A 14,446-nucleotide genomic window follows, 5' to 3' on the forward strand; every position below is an offset into this window, starting at 1 on the left:
AAAGGCTTTCTTAAAAGGGTGGATCTGTTGCATAAAGAGCATTGGCCTGGTCCAAGGGCCAGCGAGGGGCGACCCCGGATTCAAGAGACGTCGAGCCTGTGTTCTGGCTCAGGCGCATCAAGGCCGCTGCACCGATCATCGCGGCGTTGTCTGTGCAGTACGCGAGAGGAGCGATTGAGACAGCAATTCCCCGCTCCTGCCCGCGTTCAAGCATGCACTGGCGCAGGCGGCGGTTCGCCGCGACGCCGCCCACCATCACCAGTTGGCCAACACCATGGTCTTCAGCACAGCGGAGGCTGCGCTGCACAAGAACATCGGCCACCACCTGTTCGAAGCTGGCGGCCAGGTCTGCAAGAGGCAGTGGATCCGTTGTCTGTCGGAGTGTTTCGACCGTGCGGAGCATGGCGGTCTTGAGCCCACTAAACGAAAAGTCGTAGGGATGGAACCCCCCGCCCGGCAATGAAATCCGACCCTTAGGCAACTTGAAACATGTTGGATCACCCGTTTCAGCAACGGCCTGAATAGCTGGGCCTCCGGGATAACCAAGATCCAGTAAGCGAGCCACCTTGTCGAAGGCTTCGCCAGCGGCATCGTCATGACTTCGACCAAGACGCTTCATGCCCCCGTCAACGGCCACAAAAATCAGTTCGGTGTGACCTCCACTGACCAGCAGCACCAGATAGGGAGCCTGAGGAGGGTCCTCTCCAAGCATCACCGAGGCCAGATGGCCCTCCAGATGGTGGATGCCAAGAAAGGGACGCCGGTGCAATGCCGCAAGAGTGCGGCCGGTCACCGACGCCACCATCAGAGCCCCGGCCAACCCCGGCGTGATCGTGGCTGCAATGGCATCCAGCTGACCCAAGGCCAGACCAGCCTCATCAACAACCGCCGCAATCAACCCAGGCAGGGCCTCAACATGGCGACGGGAGGCGATTTCTGGCACAACGCCACCCCAGAGAGCGTGCTCCTCCACCTGGGATGCAATCTGTGAGGCCAGCACTTCAATCCGACCGTGGTCATCACGACGAAGAACCGCAGCAGCGGACTCGTCACAACTTGTTTCGAGGGCAAGCACCGCATGCATCGAAGTGATGCCCCTCCCCTACTCTCCGACTTGTGACATCTTGCCCTTTCGGGGCACCGTTCAGAGGAATCGTTCCGATGCGTCGTCTCTTCGCCGTCGTGCTTTCAGCACTCCTGGTGTTCGGCTTCGCCCCCGTCGCGAAGGCGGATGTGGCTGGCCTCACACCTTGCTCAGAAAGTGCTCGCTTCCAGCAGCGTGCCGCTGCTGCCACAACGCCTCAGGCCAAAGCTCGCTTCGAGATGTACAGCAAAGCATCTTGTGGAGCAGATGGACTTCCCCATCTGATCGTTGATGGCCGCTGGAGCCATGCCGGGGATTTTGTCTATCCCGGGATCATGTTCCTGTACATCACCGGATGCATTGGTTGGGCTGGTCGTGAGTACCTGAAAGCCACCCGCGGCAAAAATGCCGCCAACTACGAAATTTTCATCGATCGCAGCATCGCCATCAAGAGCCTTTTGGCAGCAGCCACTTGGCCGCTGGCTGCTTTTGGTGAATTCACCAGCGGCAAGCTGCTCGAAGACGACAGCAAGGTGACTGTTTCACCTCGCTGATTAAGACGACTTCAAACATTGCCTTCTCAAGAATGAACAAATTTCTTACAGCCGCACCTGTTGTTGCAGCCATCTGGTTCACAGCCACTGCTGGAATCCTGATCGAGTGGAATCGCTTCTTCCCCGATCTTCTGTTTCACCCAATGTGATTCACTTGTGAATTTCACCTACGCAGGGAACCTTCGGGTTCCCTTTTTTATTGCCAATCAAAATCAATATCGCTAAAAGTAAGATCTCACCCTTGAACATCATGACGCCGTTCCCCTCACGTCCATATACCAAGTTGCTTGCCGGTTGTTTCTCTGTGTCTGCCGTTGCTCTTGGCAGCACGATTTCTCTACCGACAGCAGCCCAGGTAGAGGTTCAGGTTTTTGACAACCAAATCACAGTTAAGGAAGTCAAAGCAGCTCAGAAGGGCTGGTGTGATGCACTGTTGACCATCAGCCAGGCATATCAAAAGGGTGGACATACTGCCGCAAAGGCCAAAGCATCAGCCATCATTGATGCCGCCTACGGCTACCAATACGGCCCAGTCGCATTCAAGCCGACCTATGCCGTAGGCGAAACGACCTTCCGCCCAACCCGCGAAGGAGCTTTGGCCTACTTTGTTGGGCCTGATCCAGACGTGAAGCAGTTTGGGCCCAAACAAGGTTTCGCGACCTACAGAAATTGGAAGACGTGCACGATTAAAAACGACACGATTCAGTTGATCGGAAATACAGCCAACACAATGGGCACTGTTACGTTGACTGACTCCAATGGAGTCCAAGGCTCGGTCGAAAAAACCTGGACGTTTTGGCAGCCAACACCCGGCACAGTGCGCATTGTTCTTCATCACTCATCTGCACCATTTGATGCACGCTGAGTCCCCGTCTCAATTGAGATCCCCAGAGCTGAGCCCCATATAGCGCTCGAGCTGTTGCAGGGCCGAATCAAGGTTGTCATTGACAACGACAACATCAAATTCGGCCTGGGCCTTGAGTTCATCCCGTGCTCGTGAAAGACGAAGTTGGATGGCTGCCTCAGAATCTGTTCCACGACCGCGGATCCGGCGCTCCAATTCCTCAAAACTGGGGGGAGCCAGAAAAATCTGAAAGCCATCCGGGAAACTTCGACGCACCTGGCGCGCACCTTCCATCTCGATCTCCAGGAGCACAGGACGGCCCCCGGCCAACTGTTCTTCAACTGGACGTCTGGGGGTGCCGTAGCAATTCCCCGCGAATTCCGCCCACTCCAAAAAACCCCCTTCAGCCACCAAGGCCTCAAAACCAGCACGGCTGTGGAAGAAGTAGTTGATGCCGTCCTGCTCGCCCTGACGCGGGGAACGCGTGGTTGCCGAGACAGACAACCAGATCTTGGGATGGCGTTCCAGAAGCTGGTTCACCAGCGTTCCCTTGCCGACACCGCTCGGCCCCGTAATCAAGGTGAGCTTTCCACTGGTGGACATCGCGGCGTCTGCGTGGGTCAGCAGAGTAGGAAGCTCCACTGCCGCACCCGGTGCTCCCGGTGATCGCCTCCACCAGCCTTCAGCCCATGGATCTCACCACGCTTCGCGCGGTGCTCTGGGATCTGCGTCCAAGGCTGGTGCCCAGCCGTTTCGAAAAGGCCCAACAACCTGACCCAGGAACGATTCAACTGGGCTGTCGCAGCCTGAAAGGGATGGTATGGCTGGAACTCAGCTGGCAAGCCGAGGCCCCTCGGCTGGTCGAGGTCAACCCTCCCCCGCGCAGCGGCAGCGGCAGCACCTTCGCGCAACAGTTGCAGCACAGCCTCCGCCAGCTGGCTCTCGTCGAACTCCACCAAAGCGGATTTGAGCGAGTCGTGGAATTCCGTTTCGCCCAGCGTCCGGGTGAACCGATTCACAGGATCCTCGTGCTTGAGCTGATGGGACGGCACAGCAACCTGCTGCTCCTCGATGAGCAACGCCGCATCATTGCTCTGGGAAGACAGGTTCGTGAGCATCAATCCCGTGTGCGCCCTCTCTCAACCGGCGATTCCTACAGCCCACCACCGACCCTTCAGGGCTTGGCACCCGATCGAACGGAAAGCTTTGAACGCTGGCAGGCTCGACTCTCTCTCGTCCCGATCCCCCTGCGCAAGGCCTTTCAGCAGACCTACCAGGGCATAAGTCCAGCCCTGGCAGCACAGCTCGCCGGTGACAACCTGAACAAACCCGTGGACACCCTGGAGACCAACCAGTGGCGAGACCTCTATGAACGTTGGTGTCTCTGGTTGGACCAACTCCACCTTGAACAGTTCGTCCTCGTGGTTGAAAACGACGGGCGCTACAGGGTATGGGGATCTCCCGATACTGGTGTCAACCCACAACCCTCCCTAGCTCTCAAGCTGGGTTCTCTTCACCAGCAGTGCCTGGAACATCGCGCCTTGGCCAGGGTCAGCCATGAGCTACGACAACGCTTGGAGCGATGGCGCAGCAAAGAACAAACTGCCCACGATGACCAACGCCATCGCCTCGAGGCCACCGACGGACACGGGGTCCTTCAGAGCCAGGCGGATGCTCTCCTCTGCCTTGGCAACCCAAGCCGAGACCAGGTGGATGAAGCCCAATCGCTGTATCGCCGTGCCAAAAAACTGCGACGATCACGCCCGATCCTCGAGCAACGGCTTGAGCACCATCAGCAACGTCTTCAACTGATCACTGAGAGCGAAACGTTTATCGAGGATCAACTGAGCGCGGAATGGCAGGACTACAAGTCACGACTCTCCGCCCTGAATGATCTGCGGGAGGAGCTCGAACAACTGTTAAAGCCCAAGGAGCGCCGTCGCGACGCGCGACTGCAGCGTCGACAAGATCAGCCCAGTCCTCTGGAACTGATCACCCCAGGACGGCTCACGGTTCAGGTGGGGCGAAACCATCGCCAAAACGACTGGATTTCTCTTCGCCAGGCCCGAAGCGGTGACCTCTGGTTCCATGCCCAGGAATGTCCAGGAAGTCATGTGGTGCTGAAAAGCTCCAACGGACTTGCCGACGAAGCAGATCTGGCCATGGCGACGGATCTGGCCGCCTATTTCAGTCGAGCTCGTGGCAACAAGCAGGTGGCGGTTGTGATGGTTCCAACCGATCAACTGCAACGGATTCCCGGTGCCGCCCCAGGCACAGTGCGCCATGGTCAAGCTGAAATCCGCTGGGGTGAACCCCAGCGAGCGGAACAACGGCTGCTTGCCCCTAGCCTGAGCCCACAATCGGGCTGACCTGTTGCGCCGCCCGACCCGCGTCCGTGTCTGAGCGCCCCGACGGTCCCCCAGCCTTGCAGCCACCACCACCCATTCGCATTGGGAGGGCTCCTGGTGATGCTGATCTGCCGAATGAGGTGGAGATGCCCCTGGTGGACCACCTGGAAGAACTGCGTCAACGCGTGCTGCGCAGCCTGTTGGCCGTAGTGATCGGTGCACTGGTCTGCCTACTGGGCGTCAAGCCGCTGGTGCGGCTGCTCGAGGCGCCAGCCAGCGGCATTCATTTCCTCCAGCTCGCCCCAGGCGAGTTTCTGTTCGTCTCGCTCAAGGTGGCCGGTTATGCCGGACTCACCTTGGCCCTTCCCTATGTGCTGTTCCAAATCCTGGCTTTTGTTCTGCCAGGCCTGACAGTCCGCGAACGGCGCCTGATCGCCCCCGCCGTTGCTGGGTCAGCTGTTCTCTTCATGGCGGGCTTGGCTTTCGCCTGGTGGGCCCTCGTGCCGGCCGCACTGCGTTTTCTAGTGAGCTACGGCGCCGATGTCGTTGAGCCGCTTTGGTCGATCGAGCGCTACTTGGACTTTGTTCTTCTACTGATGCTGGCGACCGGGCTGGCGTTTCAGCTGCCGGTGCTGCAGCTGCTCCTGGGTGCCCTGAGGCTGGTGCGCTGGCGGCCGATGCTTGGTGCCTGGCGCTGGGTTGTGCTGGGATCCGCCCTTGCTGGAGCCGTGCTGACGCCGTCCACGGATCCCATCACGATGTTGCTTCTCGCTGGAGCCATCACGGCGCTGTTTCTTATCGGAGTTGGCCTGGTGGCTCTGACCGAATCGCTCAGACCAGAAACTCCTTGATCAGCGTTTCCGCCTCTGGTCCTGACGCCTGCAGCGGAAGACTCAGCGCCTTCCCCAGACGCGGTTTATCACGGGTGGAAGCGAGCCAATCCCGCACCTCACCCGCCAAACCAAGACGATTCACAACATCCAACACTTCACCGAGATGCTGCCGATAGGCCTCGAGGTCCATTTGAAACGACTGTTGCTCCAGATAGGCCCACATCACCTGGAGGTACAAACGGCGGCGTCGAACCACCAGTTGAAGGTCGTAGGTAGCCCGCCAGCGCTGGCGTAGACAGCCAATCACCTCATCGACGCTGATTGGCGGCTGGGGCACGGCGTTGGTGATTTCAAGCACAGAAGCTGATGCGGCAGGTACAGGAAGACACCAGTCGTTGCAAAGCTTGACAGGCACTTAAGCATCCATAATGGTCGGCAATCCGAGCTGGATGAACGTCCGCCATGACCCAACTCTCCTCGAGCGATGTGCCCGGAATGGGTCGTCGGCAGTTCATGAATCTGCTGACGTTTGGCTCCGTGACCGGTGTGGCCCTTGGAGCCCTTTATCCGGTGGCGAACTACTTCATCCCCCCCAAGGCCGCTGGCAGCGGTGGTGGCACCAGCGCCAAGGATGAGCTGGGCAATGCAATCACAGCCAGTGGCTGGCTTGCGAGCCACCCAGAAGGTGATCGCAGCCTTGTTCAGGGACTGAAAGGCGATCCGACCTACCTAATTGTCGAAGGTGAAGACGCCATCGGCAGCTACGGCATCAATGCCATCTGCACCCACCTCGGCTGTGTCGTTCCTTGGAACAGCGGTGCAAATAAGTTCATGTGTCCATGCCATGGCAGCCAATACGACGCCACCGGCAAGGTGGTGCGTGGCCCTGCCCCTCTCTCCTTGGCCCTGGCCAACGTCAGCGTTGAGAACGACAACGTGTTCATGAGCCAGTGGACCGAAACCGATTTCCGAACTGGTGATAAGCCCTGGTGGGCCTGATCTTTCCCTCCCCTACGCCTGCATCCCCTCACCGTCCCATGCGTCGTCACCTCTCGCTTCTCCTTGGATCGCTGGTCATCGGACTGGCGCTGCTAATTGCCCCGTCTGCCAGCTGGGCATATCCCTTCTGGGCTCAACAAAACTACGAAAGCCCCCGGGAAGCCACCGGCAAAATTGTTTGCGCCAACTGCCACCTGGCCAAAAAGCTGACCCAGGCCGAAGTTCCCCAATCAGTTCTGCCTGACAGCGTCTTCACCGCCAGCGTCAAGATTCCCTATGAGCAGGGTCTTCAGGAAATCGGAGCCGATGGAAGCGACGTAGGCCTCCAGGTCGGCGCCGTTGTGATGCTTCCCGATGGCTTCACCCTCGCTCCTCAGGACCGCTGGACCGATGAGATCAAGGAGGAAACGGAAGGGGTCTACTTCACTCAATACAGCGACGACCAGCCGAACATCCTGCTGGTGGGCCCGATTCCAGGTGACCAGCACCAGGAAGTTGTCTTCCCTGTTCTCTCCCCTGATCCAGCCACCGACAGCAACATCCACTTCGGTAAGTACCAGATCCACGTCGGTGGCAACCGCGGTCGCGGCCAGGTTTATCCCACCGGTGAAAAGAGCAACAACACCATCTTCACGGCACCAGCAACCGGCACCATCGCCTCTATCGAACCTGGTGACAACGGCGCGAGCGTGGTCAGCATCACCACGGCTGACGGTGAAAGCGTGAACGAAACCATTCCTGTCGGGCCCCAAGTTCTGGTCAAGGCTGGCGACAGCATCGAAGCCGGCGCTGCTCTCACCGATGACCCCAATGTGGGCGGCTTCGGTCAAGTGGATGCTGAAATTGTTCTCCAGAACCCCGTTCGCATCTACGGATTGCTTGCTTTCTTCGCCGCTGTGGCTCTCGCACAGATCATGTTGGTGCTGAAGAAAAGGCAGATTGAGAAAGTTCAGGCAGCTGAAGCCAACTTCTGATTTCTATGGCTGTTGAAGCCCTGTTTCCCCTGGCGACATTCCAGTCGCCAGGGGAATTTTTGCCTCACACCGAAAACTGGTTTCTGCCGCTTCGGTGGTACGGCCTGCTCATTGCCACGGCAGTGCTGATCGGCTTGAACCTCTCCAGTCGCCTGGCAAAGCTCCGACATCTTGAGAACGGCTTAATCAGCGATCTGCTGCCCGTACTCGTGCTGTTTTCCGTCATCGGGGCACGCATCTACTACGTGGCATTTGAGTGGCACAACTACGCATCGCACCCGCTCAAGGCCCTTGCCATTTGGGAGGGCGGCATCGCCATCCATGGCGCTCTGCTTGCTGGAACACTCACATTGATCCTGTTTTGCCGCTGGCGCCGTCAACCCTTTTGGGATGTGCTCGACGTTCTGGTGCCATCCGTGGCCTTAGGACAAGCGATCGGTCGCTGGGGGAACTTCTTCAACTCTGAGGCATTTGGCGTTCCAACAGATCTGCCGTGGAAACTGTTCATACCAGCGCAGAGCCGCCCGGTTACTTACAGCACTTCGGAATTTTTCCACCCGACATTTCTCTATGAATCGGTGTGGAATCTGCTGCTCTTCGCAGTCCTGCTGCTGATCTTCCGCCGCGGCTTGAAGTCACCCGGGATCCTCCCGGCGGGCGCTATGAGCTGCGTTTACTTGGTCGGTTACAGCCTTGGCCGCGTCTGGATTGAAGGTCTTCGCATCGATCCCCTCTGCATCGGCTCACTTCCCCCCGCATGCGAAGGGGGCATCCGCATCGCCCAACTGATGAGTTGCACGTTGGTCGCTCTCGGCGGGATCGGGCTTTGGTGGCTATATGGACGAAAGCGACCCCTGCCTGATCCATCAGGCCAACGCAGTTGAGTCACGTTGTCAGTTTCGTTGGAGCAGGCCCAGGTGCTCCAGACCTGCTTACCCTTCGCGCTGCTGAACGGCTCAAACGGGCTGAGGTTCTGGTCTGGACGGATTCCTTGGTGTGTCCTGCAATCACCGATCTAGCTCCAGCCGATTGCGAACGGATCCGCACCAGCACGACAACGCTCGAAGAGCTGATCCCTTTGCTCATCGATCGCTACCGCCAGGGCAAACGGGTGGTCCGGCTCCATGACGGCGATACGGCGCTCTACAGCGCCATCAATGAACAGATCTGTGCCTTGAGTGACGCGGACATCCCCGTGGAGGTGGTGCCTGGAATCAGTGCCTACCAAGCTGCAGCAGCTGGACTCGCTAGCGAACTCACGCTTCCAGGAGTGGTGCAGACCATCGTGCTCAGTCGGGCCGGAGGACGCACCGGCGTGCCGGAACGGGAGGAGCTCGGCAGATTGGCAACCCTGCGCGCCAGCCTTTGCATCTACCTCAGCGCCAGACATGTCGAGGAGGTGCAAACCACCCTTCTGGATCACTATCCAGACGACACTCCCGTGGCGATCGGACATCGGGTGAGCTGGCCTGATCAAATGCTCACAGTGGTCCCTTTGAGGGAGATGGCTGCGGCCAGTCAAGAACGCAATCTGATTCGAACCACGCTTTATGTGGTGAGTCCTGCACTCGCCGGTGGCCCTCAACGCTCACGTCTCTACTCCCCTGACCACGACCACCTGTTCCGTCCAAAAACCCAATAGGCGGTGGTTTAGGATCGATTTGTGCGGGCGATTAGCACAGTGGTAGCGCACTTCCTTCACACGGAAGGGGTCACTGGTTCGAATCCAGTATCGCCCATATTTTTTGGTGCCATTGACTCTTGGGGTTCACCAATGGGGCTGACTGAATGATCAATTGGGCTTAAGTTTCGCCAGGAACTAGGTCGACTTACTCATCCATGCACGAGCGGAGTCTTACGGAAGACCAGAGCAAAGATGCGGGCCTGGTCCAAGTAGGGCGACAGTTGGCTGAAGCACGGGGTGGAGCCGGCCTGACACGGGACCAGCTGGCCAGCCAGATGCACATGGGAGTGGAGCAACTCACCGCACTGGAACGAGGCGATCAAGACGCACTGCCAGAACCTGTCTTTATTAAAGCCATGGTGCGTCGGCTCAGCTCCCATCTGGGTTTAGATGCCGACGCCATGGTGCAGGCCATCGGCCCCCTCTCCACCAGCAAGACCCAACAGCCGGCTCCTGGATCCACAAGTCGGGGAATCGCCCAGCAGAAACCGGCAAGACTCAACCCGCTCCCCCTTCTCGCCCTAGCCGGTTTGACAGGCCTGGGGGTGGTTGTGTGGAGCAACGCTTCAGAACTTTCGCGCTTCGCCCAAGGGTTGAGACCTGCGAGTCGAACGCTCGTCGTGAACGAGCCGGCTTCGCCTCCTAAAGCCAAAACAGATGTCGCCTTGGAGGTTGAGATTGAGTCACTCATCGTCCCAGCGCCTCCGACAGCACAAACAGCTCTCACAATCAGCAGCAGCGAACCCAGCTGGATCGCCCTGCGTCGTGAGGGGATTGTGGAATTTGAAGGGCTTCTAAACGGTGAACGCAGGATTGAAAATCCAGAGCTGGTTGAGATCTACGCCGGTCGGCCCGATCTGGTGCAGCTGACGTCGCCAGACGCTGAAAGAAGAACCCTGGGGGCTGTTGACGACATCCGCTGGATCCGACTCAATCCTGAACTCTGACGCGCAGATCGACTCCGACGGCCTCCCGTACGACCTCAGCGCAGCTCTGCAAACTCCACTTCTCAAGACTGACGTTCTGGTTCACCCGCTCGCGAACGATCTCCAGATCCAGGACTCCTCTCACTGCATGAATGCGCAGTGCTGAGATCACTGGTTCTGGCCTGCGATCCAAAGCAGCGGCCAAGCGCAGCAAAATGGCCATCTGATGAACGCAACGACGGTTTTCTCGGTTGGCCAGGAGCTGCCAGGACTCATGACGCTTCTTGGGCAAGCTGCGGCGGTGATAGCGAGCAATCGCCGCCACCATCAGATGTTCCGCTTCTGAATAGCCCAGCAGCTCCCCATGGCGAATCAAGTACCAAGAATGCTTGTGGTACGCGCTGATGTTGATGTGCTGGCCACAGGTATGCAGCATTGCTGCAGCCCAAAGCAGTTCGCGACCTTCGCCACTGTCGTCATGCATCACCCCCCGCGTGGCGTCGAACAGCTGGAGGGCATGGCTGGCGACCCGTTCTGCCCTGCTCTGATTCACCGCAAACCGCTGCACCTGATGAATCACGGTGCGTTGTCGAATGCTGCTCTGAAAGCTGAAGCGATCCTCAAGAAGACCGTGGCGAAGCATCCAATCGACGATGAGACCTTCCCTGAGGGCCCGCTCACTGAGAACTAGGTCGTCAACACCAAGCATTTGCATCGTGGTTTGCAGAATCAGCGCACCGGGAACAATGATTTCGGCCCGCCGGTCATTGATGGGAGCCAAATTCCGCCGTTCAGCGGGGGTCATCGTGATTAAGCGATCGACCACCCGGTCCAGACGCTGCCGGGTGAGTCGATACCCGTGCAACTTGCGCGGTGGACGCTCCTCTTCACTCGCCGCAAGAGAACCAATGGCCATCGCCGTGCCGCTGGTTGCCACCAGCACAGGTGTTTCACCGGGTTTGATCCTGCGACGCACTTTGTCGACCGCAGGTTCGAGCGATCCCTGAATGAACGCCTGCAGAAACGATCGACGTTTTGGGGGCATCGGATCGTCTTTGACGAAGTCCCGCTGGAGACGCACAGCCCCGACACGGGTGCTGGTGAGGGCGCGGGCATCGCGACCATCCGCAAGGATTAGTTCAGTGGAGCCTCCTCCGATATCGAGCAAAAGATGCGGACGATCTCCAAAAGGCATTCCTGAAAGCACACCCAAATAGATCAGCCGGGCCTCTTCAGGGCCACTGACCAGATCCACCTCCATCTCGAGGTCATCCAGGATGGTTTGGAGAAAATCGCGGCCATTTGGGGCTTCCCGGACGGCACTCGTCGCCGCGGTAACGATCTGCTCAACTTGATGGCTAGCGGCGAGATCCTTGAACTGGCGCAGGGTTTCATACCCTCGTTGCATCGCCGCCGCGGTCAGTTCACCGGTCTCAGGATCACGCTCCCCCAGACGCGTGGTGACCTTTTCAGCCTGGATGATGCGGAAGGTGCGCAGCTTTGGATCAATGGCTGCGACCAGTAGATGGAAGGAATTCGTACCGATATCGATCGCTGCAATCCGACGCAGATCTGGATTCGCCCGCTGGGGCAAACCGTTGTTCTGTTCCGTTGGCTTGGCTGGGGCCTCGGCATCCAGCATCAACGTCAGGAAGGGAGGTGAATCCACTCTGCCACTCACAGCCGGAGCCATAAGACCCTGACTAGGGTTCTTCAAATCTCGTTGATTGTGATCAGCAGCTCTGCCCGTCTTCAGCCCTGGATTGAACTGCTCCGCTGGAACAAACCCACCGGACGGCTAATCCTGTTGATCCCAGCGGGCTGGGCCCTCTGGCTGAATCCAACAGCCCCGCCCGGCCTTGGACTGATCCTGCAGATCCTTGTGGGAGGCCTGGCCGTTAGCGGTGCAGGCTGCATCGCCAATGACCTATGGGACCAGCGGTTCGACGGCAAAGTGGAACGCACGAAAAGCCGTCCTCTGGCCAGGGGTGCGCTGCAGCGAGGACCAGCCTTCGCTTTGCTGCTGACCTTGCTGGTCGTCAGCCTGGCTGTCGTGCTGAGTCTTCCGGCCGCCAGTCTCAGGCTCTGTCTCGCGTTGGCCTGCACGGCCGTGCTGCCGATCCTCGGGTATCCATCAGCAAAGCGGTGGTTCGCCTTCCCCCAGGTGATCTTGGCGCTGTGCTGGGGCTTCGCGGTGCTGATCCCCTGGGCCGCTGCAACGGCCTCCTTGAGCTGGAGTCCTGTCCTGGTGTGCAGTTGGCTCGCGACCGTGGTCTGGACCTTTGGTTTCGACACGGTCTATGCCATGGCCGATCGACGTGACGATGCCAGCCTCGGCCTGCACAGCAGCGCCTTGAGCCTGGGATTCCGCGTGGTGCCTGTGGTGCGTGGCTGCTACCTCGTGACAGCCATCACCCTTGCCATTGCGGCCTGGTCGGCTCAGATCCCAGCACCGTTCTGGCCTCTCTGGTTGCTTGCCACAGTCTTCATGCAGCTCAGCTGCAACCCCTTAAACAAGCAAGATGCCTCCATGGGCACCTACGGGAAGCACTTTTCCCAGCAGGTCCAGGCGGGGATACTGCTCTGGCTCGGCCTGGTTCTAGCCAGGGGATGGGGAGTCTGATGCGCATCACCCCGGCTCCACCGCTCCAGAATGGAGACAGTGTGGCCTGCGTGGCCGCCAGTTCAGCCCTGCAGGACGACATCAAGCTGCAACAGGGCATTGCTGTTCTGCAGAGCTGGGGCCTGGATGTTCAAACCCAGGCCTTGGCCACCCGACGTTGGGGCTACTTCGCAGGCCACGATGACGCGCGCCATGCCGATCTGCATCCGGACGAACCCGCAGCGCTGCTCGCCTGTGCCCGCGGTGGATGGGGGGCTGCTCGGCTGCTGGAGCAGCCCATCCGCTGGCAGAGCGGCTGGTTGCTGGGCTTTTCCGATGTCACAGCACTGCTCTGGGCCCGCCAGGCAGCAGGGTTTGCAGGGGGGATCCATGGCCCCTTGCTGACAACGCTTGCAGATGAGCCGGACTGGAGTCGTGACCGATTGCGCAACCTGCTCTTCGGTCAAACCGTCCCCTCACTACAAGGACGAGGTGGTGGTGGAGGGGTGGGGACAGGCCCCCTACTCGTGGCCAATCTGACCGTCGCCACCCACCTGCTGGGGAGCCGCTTCGTCCCCCCCCTCGAGGGAGCCATTTTGGTGCTGGAAGATGTCGGGGAGGCCCCCTACCGGATCGATCGGATGCTGACCCAATGGAGGCTCAATGGCAGTCTGCAAGGCTTGGCAGGTCTCGGGTTTGGCAATTTCGAAGGGTGCGGAGATGAACCGCGAGATGCCTCGGAATGCTTCAACCTCGAGCAGGTTCTTGAGGATCGAACTGCCGACCTCGGCATTCCCAGAGTGATGGACCTGCCCGTTGGTCACCGAGCAGGCAACGCTGCTCTGCCCATAGGAGAGATGGCACGCCTCGACGGCCAGACAGGCCTACTCAGCCTGCTGACCTGAGGGCGAGCACCGCCTCAGCCACGGTCAAGTCAAACGGCGTTGTGACCTTGATGTTTGCAGGTCCAGCATCCAAGACCTGCACAGGCCAACCAAGACGCTCGTACAACGACGCGTCGTCGGTCACCGTCCAGGCCTGAGCCACCGCCTCAGCGTGACCGCGACGCAGCTGGTCGACGGCAAAGCCCTGCGGTGTCTGCGCCGCCCAGAGCTCCGATCGGTCAGGCGTGTCTCGAATCAAACCATCGGATCCCACACGTTTGATCGTGTCACTGACTGGTGTTGCGGCAATCAGGGCCGTACCGGCCTCAACAGCAGCAGCACAACGGTCAAACAAATCCGGTTCAGCCAAACAGCGAGCTCCGTCATGAATCAAGACATGGCGGGCCTGCTCCGGCAGTCCCGCCAGACCACACAAAACCGACTCCTGCCGAGTGCTGCCCCCTTGAATCCACTGCACCGGCTTGCTGGGTGCATCCAGCACGGCCAGGATGGCCTCTCGATCGACCTCTTGGCCGACGATGCCGATCCACTCAATCCGCTCAGAGCGCAAGGCCGCCTCAAGGGTCCAGGCAATGACAGGGCGTCCGGCCAACGGCAAAAGCAGCTTGTTCCGATCCGCACCCATGCGCCGACCGCTTCCTGCCGCAGCAATCAACAGATGCACAAGCGACTCCTGCCCTGGGCAGGCGTAAA

Annotated in this window: 17 protein-coding genes and 1 tRNA gene; 13 read left to right on the top strand and 5 right to left on the bottom strand. The window is 59.4% G+C overall.

Going from position 1 to position 14,446, the window contains the following annotated elements; genetic code table 11:
• Positions 1-10: 10 nt before the first annotated feature.
• On the bottom strand, positions 11-1,084 hold the full coding sequence (gene tsaD, locus NCN06_RS04265) for a tRNA (adenosine(37)-N6)-threonylcarbamoyltransferase complex transferase subunit TsaD (protein WP_250398701.1): 1,074 nt from the start codon (positions 1,082-1,084) through the stop codon (positions 11-13).
• A 77-nt stretch (positions 1,085-1,161) separates the two neighbouring features.
• Here tsaD and NCN06_RS04270 point away from each other — a divergent pair, with 77 nt between their 5' ends.
• From NCN06_RS04270 to NCN06_RS04280, 3 genes are all read left to right on the top strand, one after another.
• Complete coding sequence (locus NCN06_RS04270; protein WP_115024045.1) at positions 1,162-1,638, top strand: Photosystem I reaction center subunit III; 477 nt, start codon at positions 1,162-1,164, stop codon at positions 1,636-1,638.
• 32 nt (positions 1,639-1,670) lie between these two features.
• Positions 1,671-1,787, top strand: a complete 117-nt coding sequence (gene psaJ, locus NCN06_RS04275; protein WP_006850741.1) for a photosystem I reaction center subunit IX — start codon at positions 1,671-1,673, stop codon at positions 1,785-1,787.
• Between the two features lie 101 nt (positions 1,788-1,888).
• Positions 1,889-2,503 carry a metal-independent carbonic anhydrase family protein gene (locus NCN06_RS04280; RefSeq protein WP_226398288.1) on the top strand — a complete coding sequence of 205 codons (615 nt, stop codon included), beginning with the start codon at positions 1,889-1,891 and terminating at the stop codon, positions 2,501-2,503.
• Between the two features lie 9 nt (positions 2,504-2,512).
• On the opposite strand, the gene gmk is transcribed toward NCN06_RS04280, so the two are convergent.
• The gene (gene gmk, locus NCN06_RS04285; RefSeq protein WP_226398289.1) at positions 2,513-3,085 is read right to left on the bottom strand and encodes a guanylate kinase; all 573 of its coding nucleotides are present in this window, start codon (positions 3,083-3,085) and stop codon (positions 2,513-2,515) included.
• A gap of 86 nt (positions 3,086-3,171) precedes the next feature.
• Here gmk and NCN06_RS04290 point away from each other — a divergent pair, with 86 nt between their 5' ends.
• Both NCN06_RS04290 and tatC read left to right on the top strand, forming a co-directional pair.
• Positions 3,172-4,851, top strand: coding sequence for an Rqc2 family fibronectin-binding protein (locus NCN06_RS04290; protein ID WP_226398341.1), 1,680 nt, complete (start codon positions 3,172-3,174; stop codon positions 4,849-4,851).
• Positions 4,852-4,976: 125 nt separating this feature from the next.
• Entirely contained in the window at positions 4,977-5,681 is a 705-nt protein-coding gene (gene tatC / locus NCN06_RS04295) for a twin-arginine translocase subunit TatC (RefSeq protein WP_226398342.1), read from the top strand.
• Here tatC and NCN06_RS04300 read toward each other — a convergent pair.
• Positions 5,662-6,078 (bottom strand): DUF3067 family protein, encoded by a 417-nt coding sequence (locus NCN06_RS04300; RefSeq protein WP_115024048.1) that lies wholly within the window; start codon positions 6,076-6,078, stop codon positions 5,662-5,664. The two genes, tatC and NCN06_RS04300, sit on opposite strands and share 20 nt — an antisense overlap.
• A gap of 47 nt (positions 6,079-6,125) precedes the next feature.
• Here NCN06_RS04300 and petC point away from each other — a divergent pair, with 47 nt between their 5' ends.
• The 6 genes from petC (at position 6,126) to NCN06_RS04330 (ending at position 10,267) form a co-directional block, all read left to right on the top strand.
• Positions 6,126-6,662 (top strand): cytochrome b6-f complex iron-sulfur subunit, encoded by a 537-nt coding sequence (petC, locus tag NCN06_RS04305; protein ID WP_115024049.1) that lies wholly within the window; start codon positions 6,126-6,128, stop codon positions 6,660-6,662.
• A 38-nt stretch (positions 6,663-6,700) separates the two neighbouring features.
• Entirely contained in the window at positions 6,701-7,636 is a 936-nt protein-coding gene (gene petA, locus NCN06_RS04310) for a cytochrome f (protein ID WP_115024051.1), read from the top strand.
• 5 nt (positions 7,637-7,641) lie between these two features.
• Positions 7,642-8,520, top strand: a complete 879-nt coding sequence (gene lgt / locus NCN06_RS04315; RefSeq protein ID WP_226398290.1) for a prolipoprotein diacylglyceryl transferase — start codon at positions 7,642-7,644, stop codon at positions 8,518-8,520.
• Positions 8,517-9,278, top strand: coding sequence for a precorrin-4 C(11)-methyltransferase (gene cobM, locus NCN06_RS04320; protein WP_226398291.1), 762 nt, complete (start codon positions 8,517-8,519; stop codon positions 9,276-9,278). Before lgt ends, cobM begins: the two co-directional genes overlap by 4 nt.
• 25 nt (positions 9,279-9,303) lie before the next feature.
• A tRNA-Val gene (locus tag NCN06_RS04325) sits at positions 9,304-9,375 on the top strand.
• Between the two features lie 100 nt (positions 9,376-9,475).
• On the top strand, positions 9,476-10,267 hold the full coding sequence (locus NCN06_RS04330; protein WP_226422991.1) for a helix-turn-helix domain-containing protein: 792 nt from the start codon (positions 9,476-9,478) through the stop codon (positions 10,265-10,267).
• On the opposite strand, the gene NCN06_RS04335 is transcribed toward NCN06_RS04330, so the two are convergent.
• A complete protein-coding gene (locus NCN06_RS04335) occupies positions 10,251-11,888 on the bottom strand; it encodes a Ppx/GppA phosphatase family protein (RefSeq protein ID WP_226398344.1) in 1,638 nt (545 codons plus the stop codon). The two genes, NCN06_RS04330 and NCN06_RS04335, sit on opposite strands and share 17 nt — an antisense overlap.
• Positions 11,889-11,975: 87 nt before the next feature.
• Between NCN06_RS04335 and NCN06_RS04340 the strand changes: the two genes are divergently transcribed.
• Positions 11,976-12,869, top strand: a complete 894-nt coding sequence (locus tag NCN06_RS04340; protein WP_226398293.1) for a 4-hydroxybenzoate polyprenyltransferase — start codon at positions 11,976-11,978, stop codon at positions 12,867-12,869.
• Positions 12,869-13,753, top strand: coding sequence for a S66 peptidase family protein (locus NCN06_RS04345; RefSeq protein WP_226398294.1), 885 nt, complete (start codon positions 12,869-12,871; stop codon positions 13,751-13,753). Before NCN06_RS04340 ends, NCN06_RS04345 begins: the two co-directional genes overlap by 1 nt.
• Here NCN06_RS04345 and ispD read toward each other — a convergent pair.
• Positions 13,737-14,417 carry a 2-C-methyl-D-erythritol 4-phosphate cytidylyltransferase gene (gene ispD / locus NCN06_RS04350; protein ID WP_226398345.1) on the bottom strand — a complete coding sequence of 227 codons (681 nt, stop codon included), beginning with the start codon at positions 14,415-14,417 and terminating at the stop codon, positions 13,737-13,739. The genes NCN06_RS04345 and ispD overlap by 17 nt on opposite strands.
• Positions 14,418-14,446 lie beyond the last annotated feature (29 nt).

Origin of the sequence: Synechococcus sp. MU1648, from assembly GCF_023630615.1 — a bacterium.
Classification (GTDB): Bacteria; Cyanobacteriota; Cyanobacteriia; order PCC-6307; family Cyanobiaceae; genus Parasynechococcus.

What these genes read in the sequence shown, in the direction of transcription:
- NCN06_RS04330 (WP_226422991.1), top strand. Translation starts at nt 9,476, where the DNA reads ATGCACGAGCGGAGTCTTACGGAAGACCAGAGCAAAGATGCGGGCCTG.
- tatC (WP_226398342.1), top strand. Translation starts at nt 4,977, where the DNA reads ATGCCCCTGGTGGACCACCTGGAAGAACTGCGTCAACGCGTGCTGCGC.
- psaJ (WP_006850741.1), top strand. Translation starts at nt 1,671, where the DNA reads ATGAACAAATTTCTTACAGCCGCACCTGTTGTTGCAGCCATCTGGTTC.
- lgt (WP_226398290.1), top strand. Translation starts at nt 7,642, where the DNA reads ATGGCTGTTGAAGCCCTGTTTCCCCTGGCGACATTCCAGTCGCCAGGG.
- petA (WP_115024051.1), top strand. Translation starts at nt 6,701, where the DNA reads ATGCGTCGTCACCTCTCGCTTCTCCTTGGATCGCTGGTCATCGGACTG.
- gmk (WP_226398289.1), bottom strand. Translation starts at nt 3,085, where the DNA reads ATGTCCACCAGTGGAAAGCTCACCTTGATTACGGGGCCGAGCGGTGTC.
- petC (WP_115024049.1), top strand. Translation starts at nt 6,126, where the DNA reads ATGACCCAACTCTCCTCGAGCGATGTGCCCGGAATGGGTCGTCGGCAG.
- NCN06_RS04280 (WP_226398288.1), top strand. Translation starts at nt 1,889, where the DNA reads ATGACGCCGTTCCCCTCACGTCCATATACCAAGTTGCTTGCCGGTTGT.
- NCN06_RS04270 (WP_115024045.1), top strand. Translation starts at nt 1,162, where the DNA reads ATGCGTCGTCTCTTCGCCGTCGTGCTTTCAGCACTCCTGGTGTTCGGC.
- NCN06_RS04335 (WP_226398344.1), bottom strand. Translation starts at nt 11,888, where the DNA reads ATGCTGGATGCCGAGGCCCCAGCCAAGCCAACGGAACAGAACAACGGT.
- NCN06_RS04290 (WP_226398341.1), top strand. Translation starts at nt 3,172, where the DNA reads ATGGATCTCACCACGCTTCGCGCGGTGCTCTGGGATCTGCGTCCAAGG.
- NCN06_RS04345 (WP_226398294.1), top strand. Translation starts at nt 12,869, where the DNA reads ATGCGCATCACCCCGGCTCCACCGCTCCAGAATGGAGACAGTGTGGCC.
- tsaD (WP_250398701.1), bottom strand. Translation starts at nt 1,084, where the DNA reads ATGCATGCGGTGCTTGCCCTCGAAACAAGTTGTGACGAGTCCGCTGCT.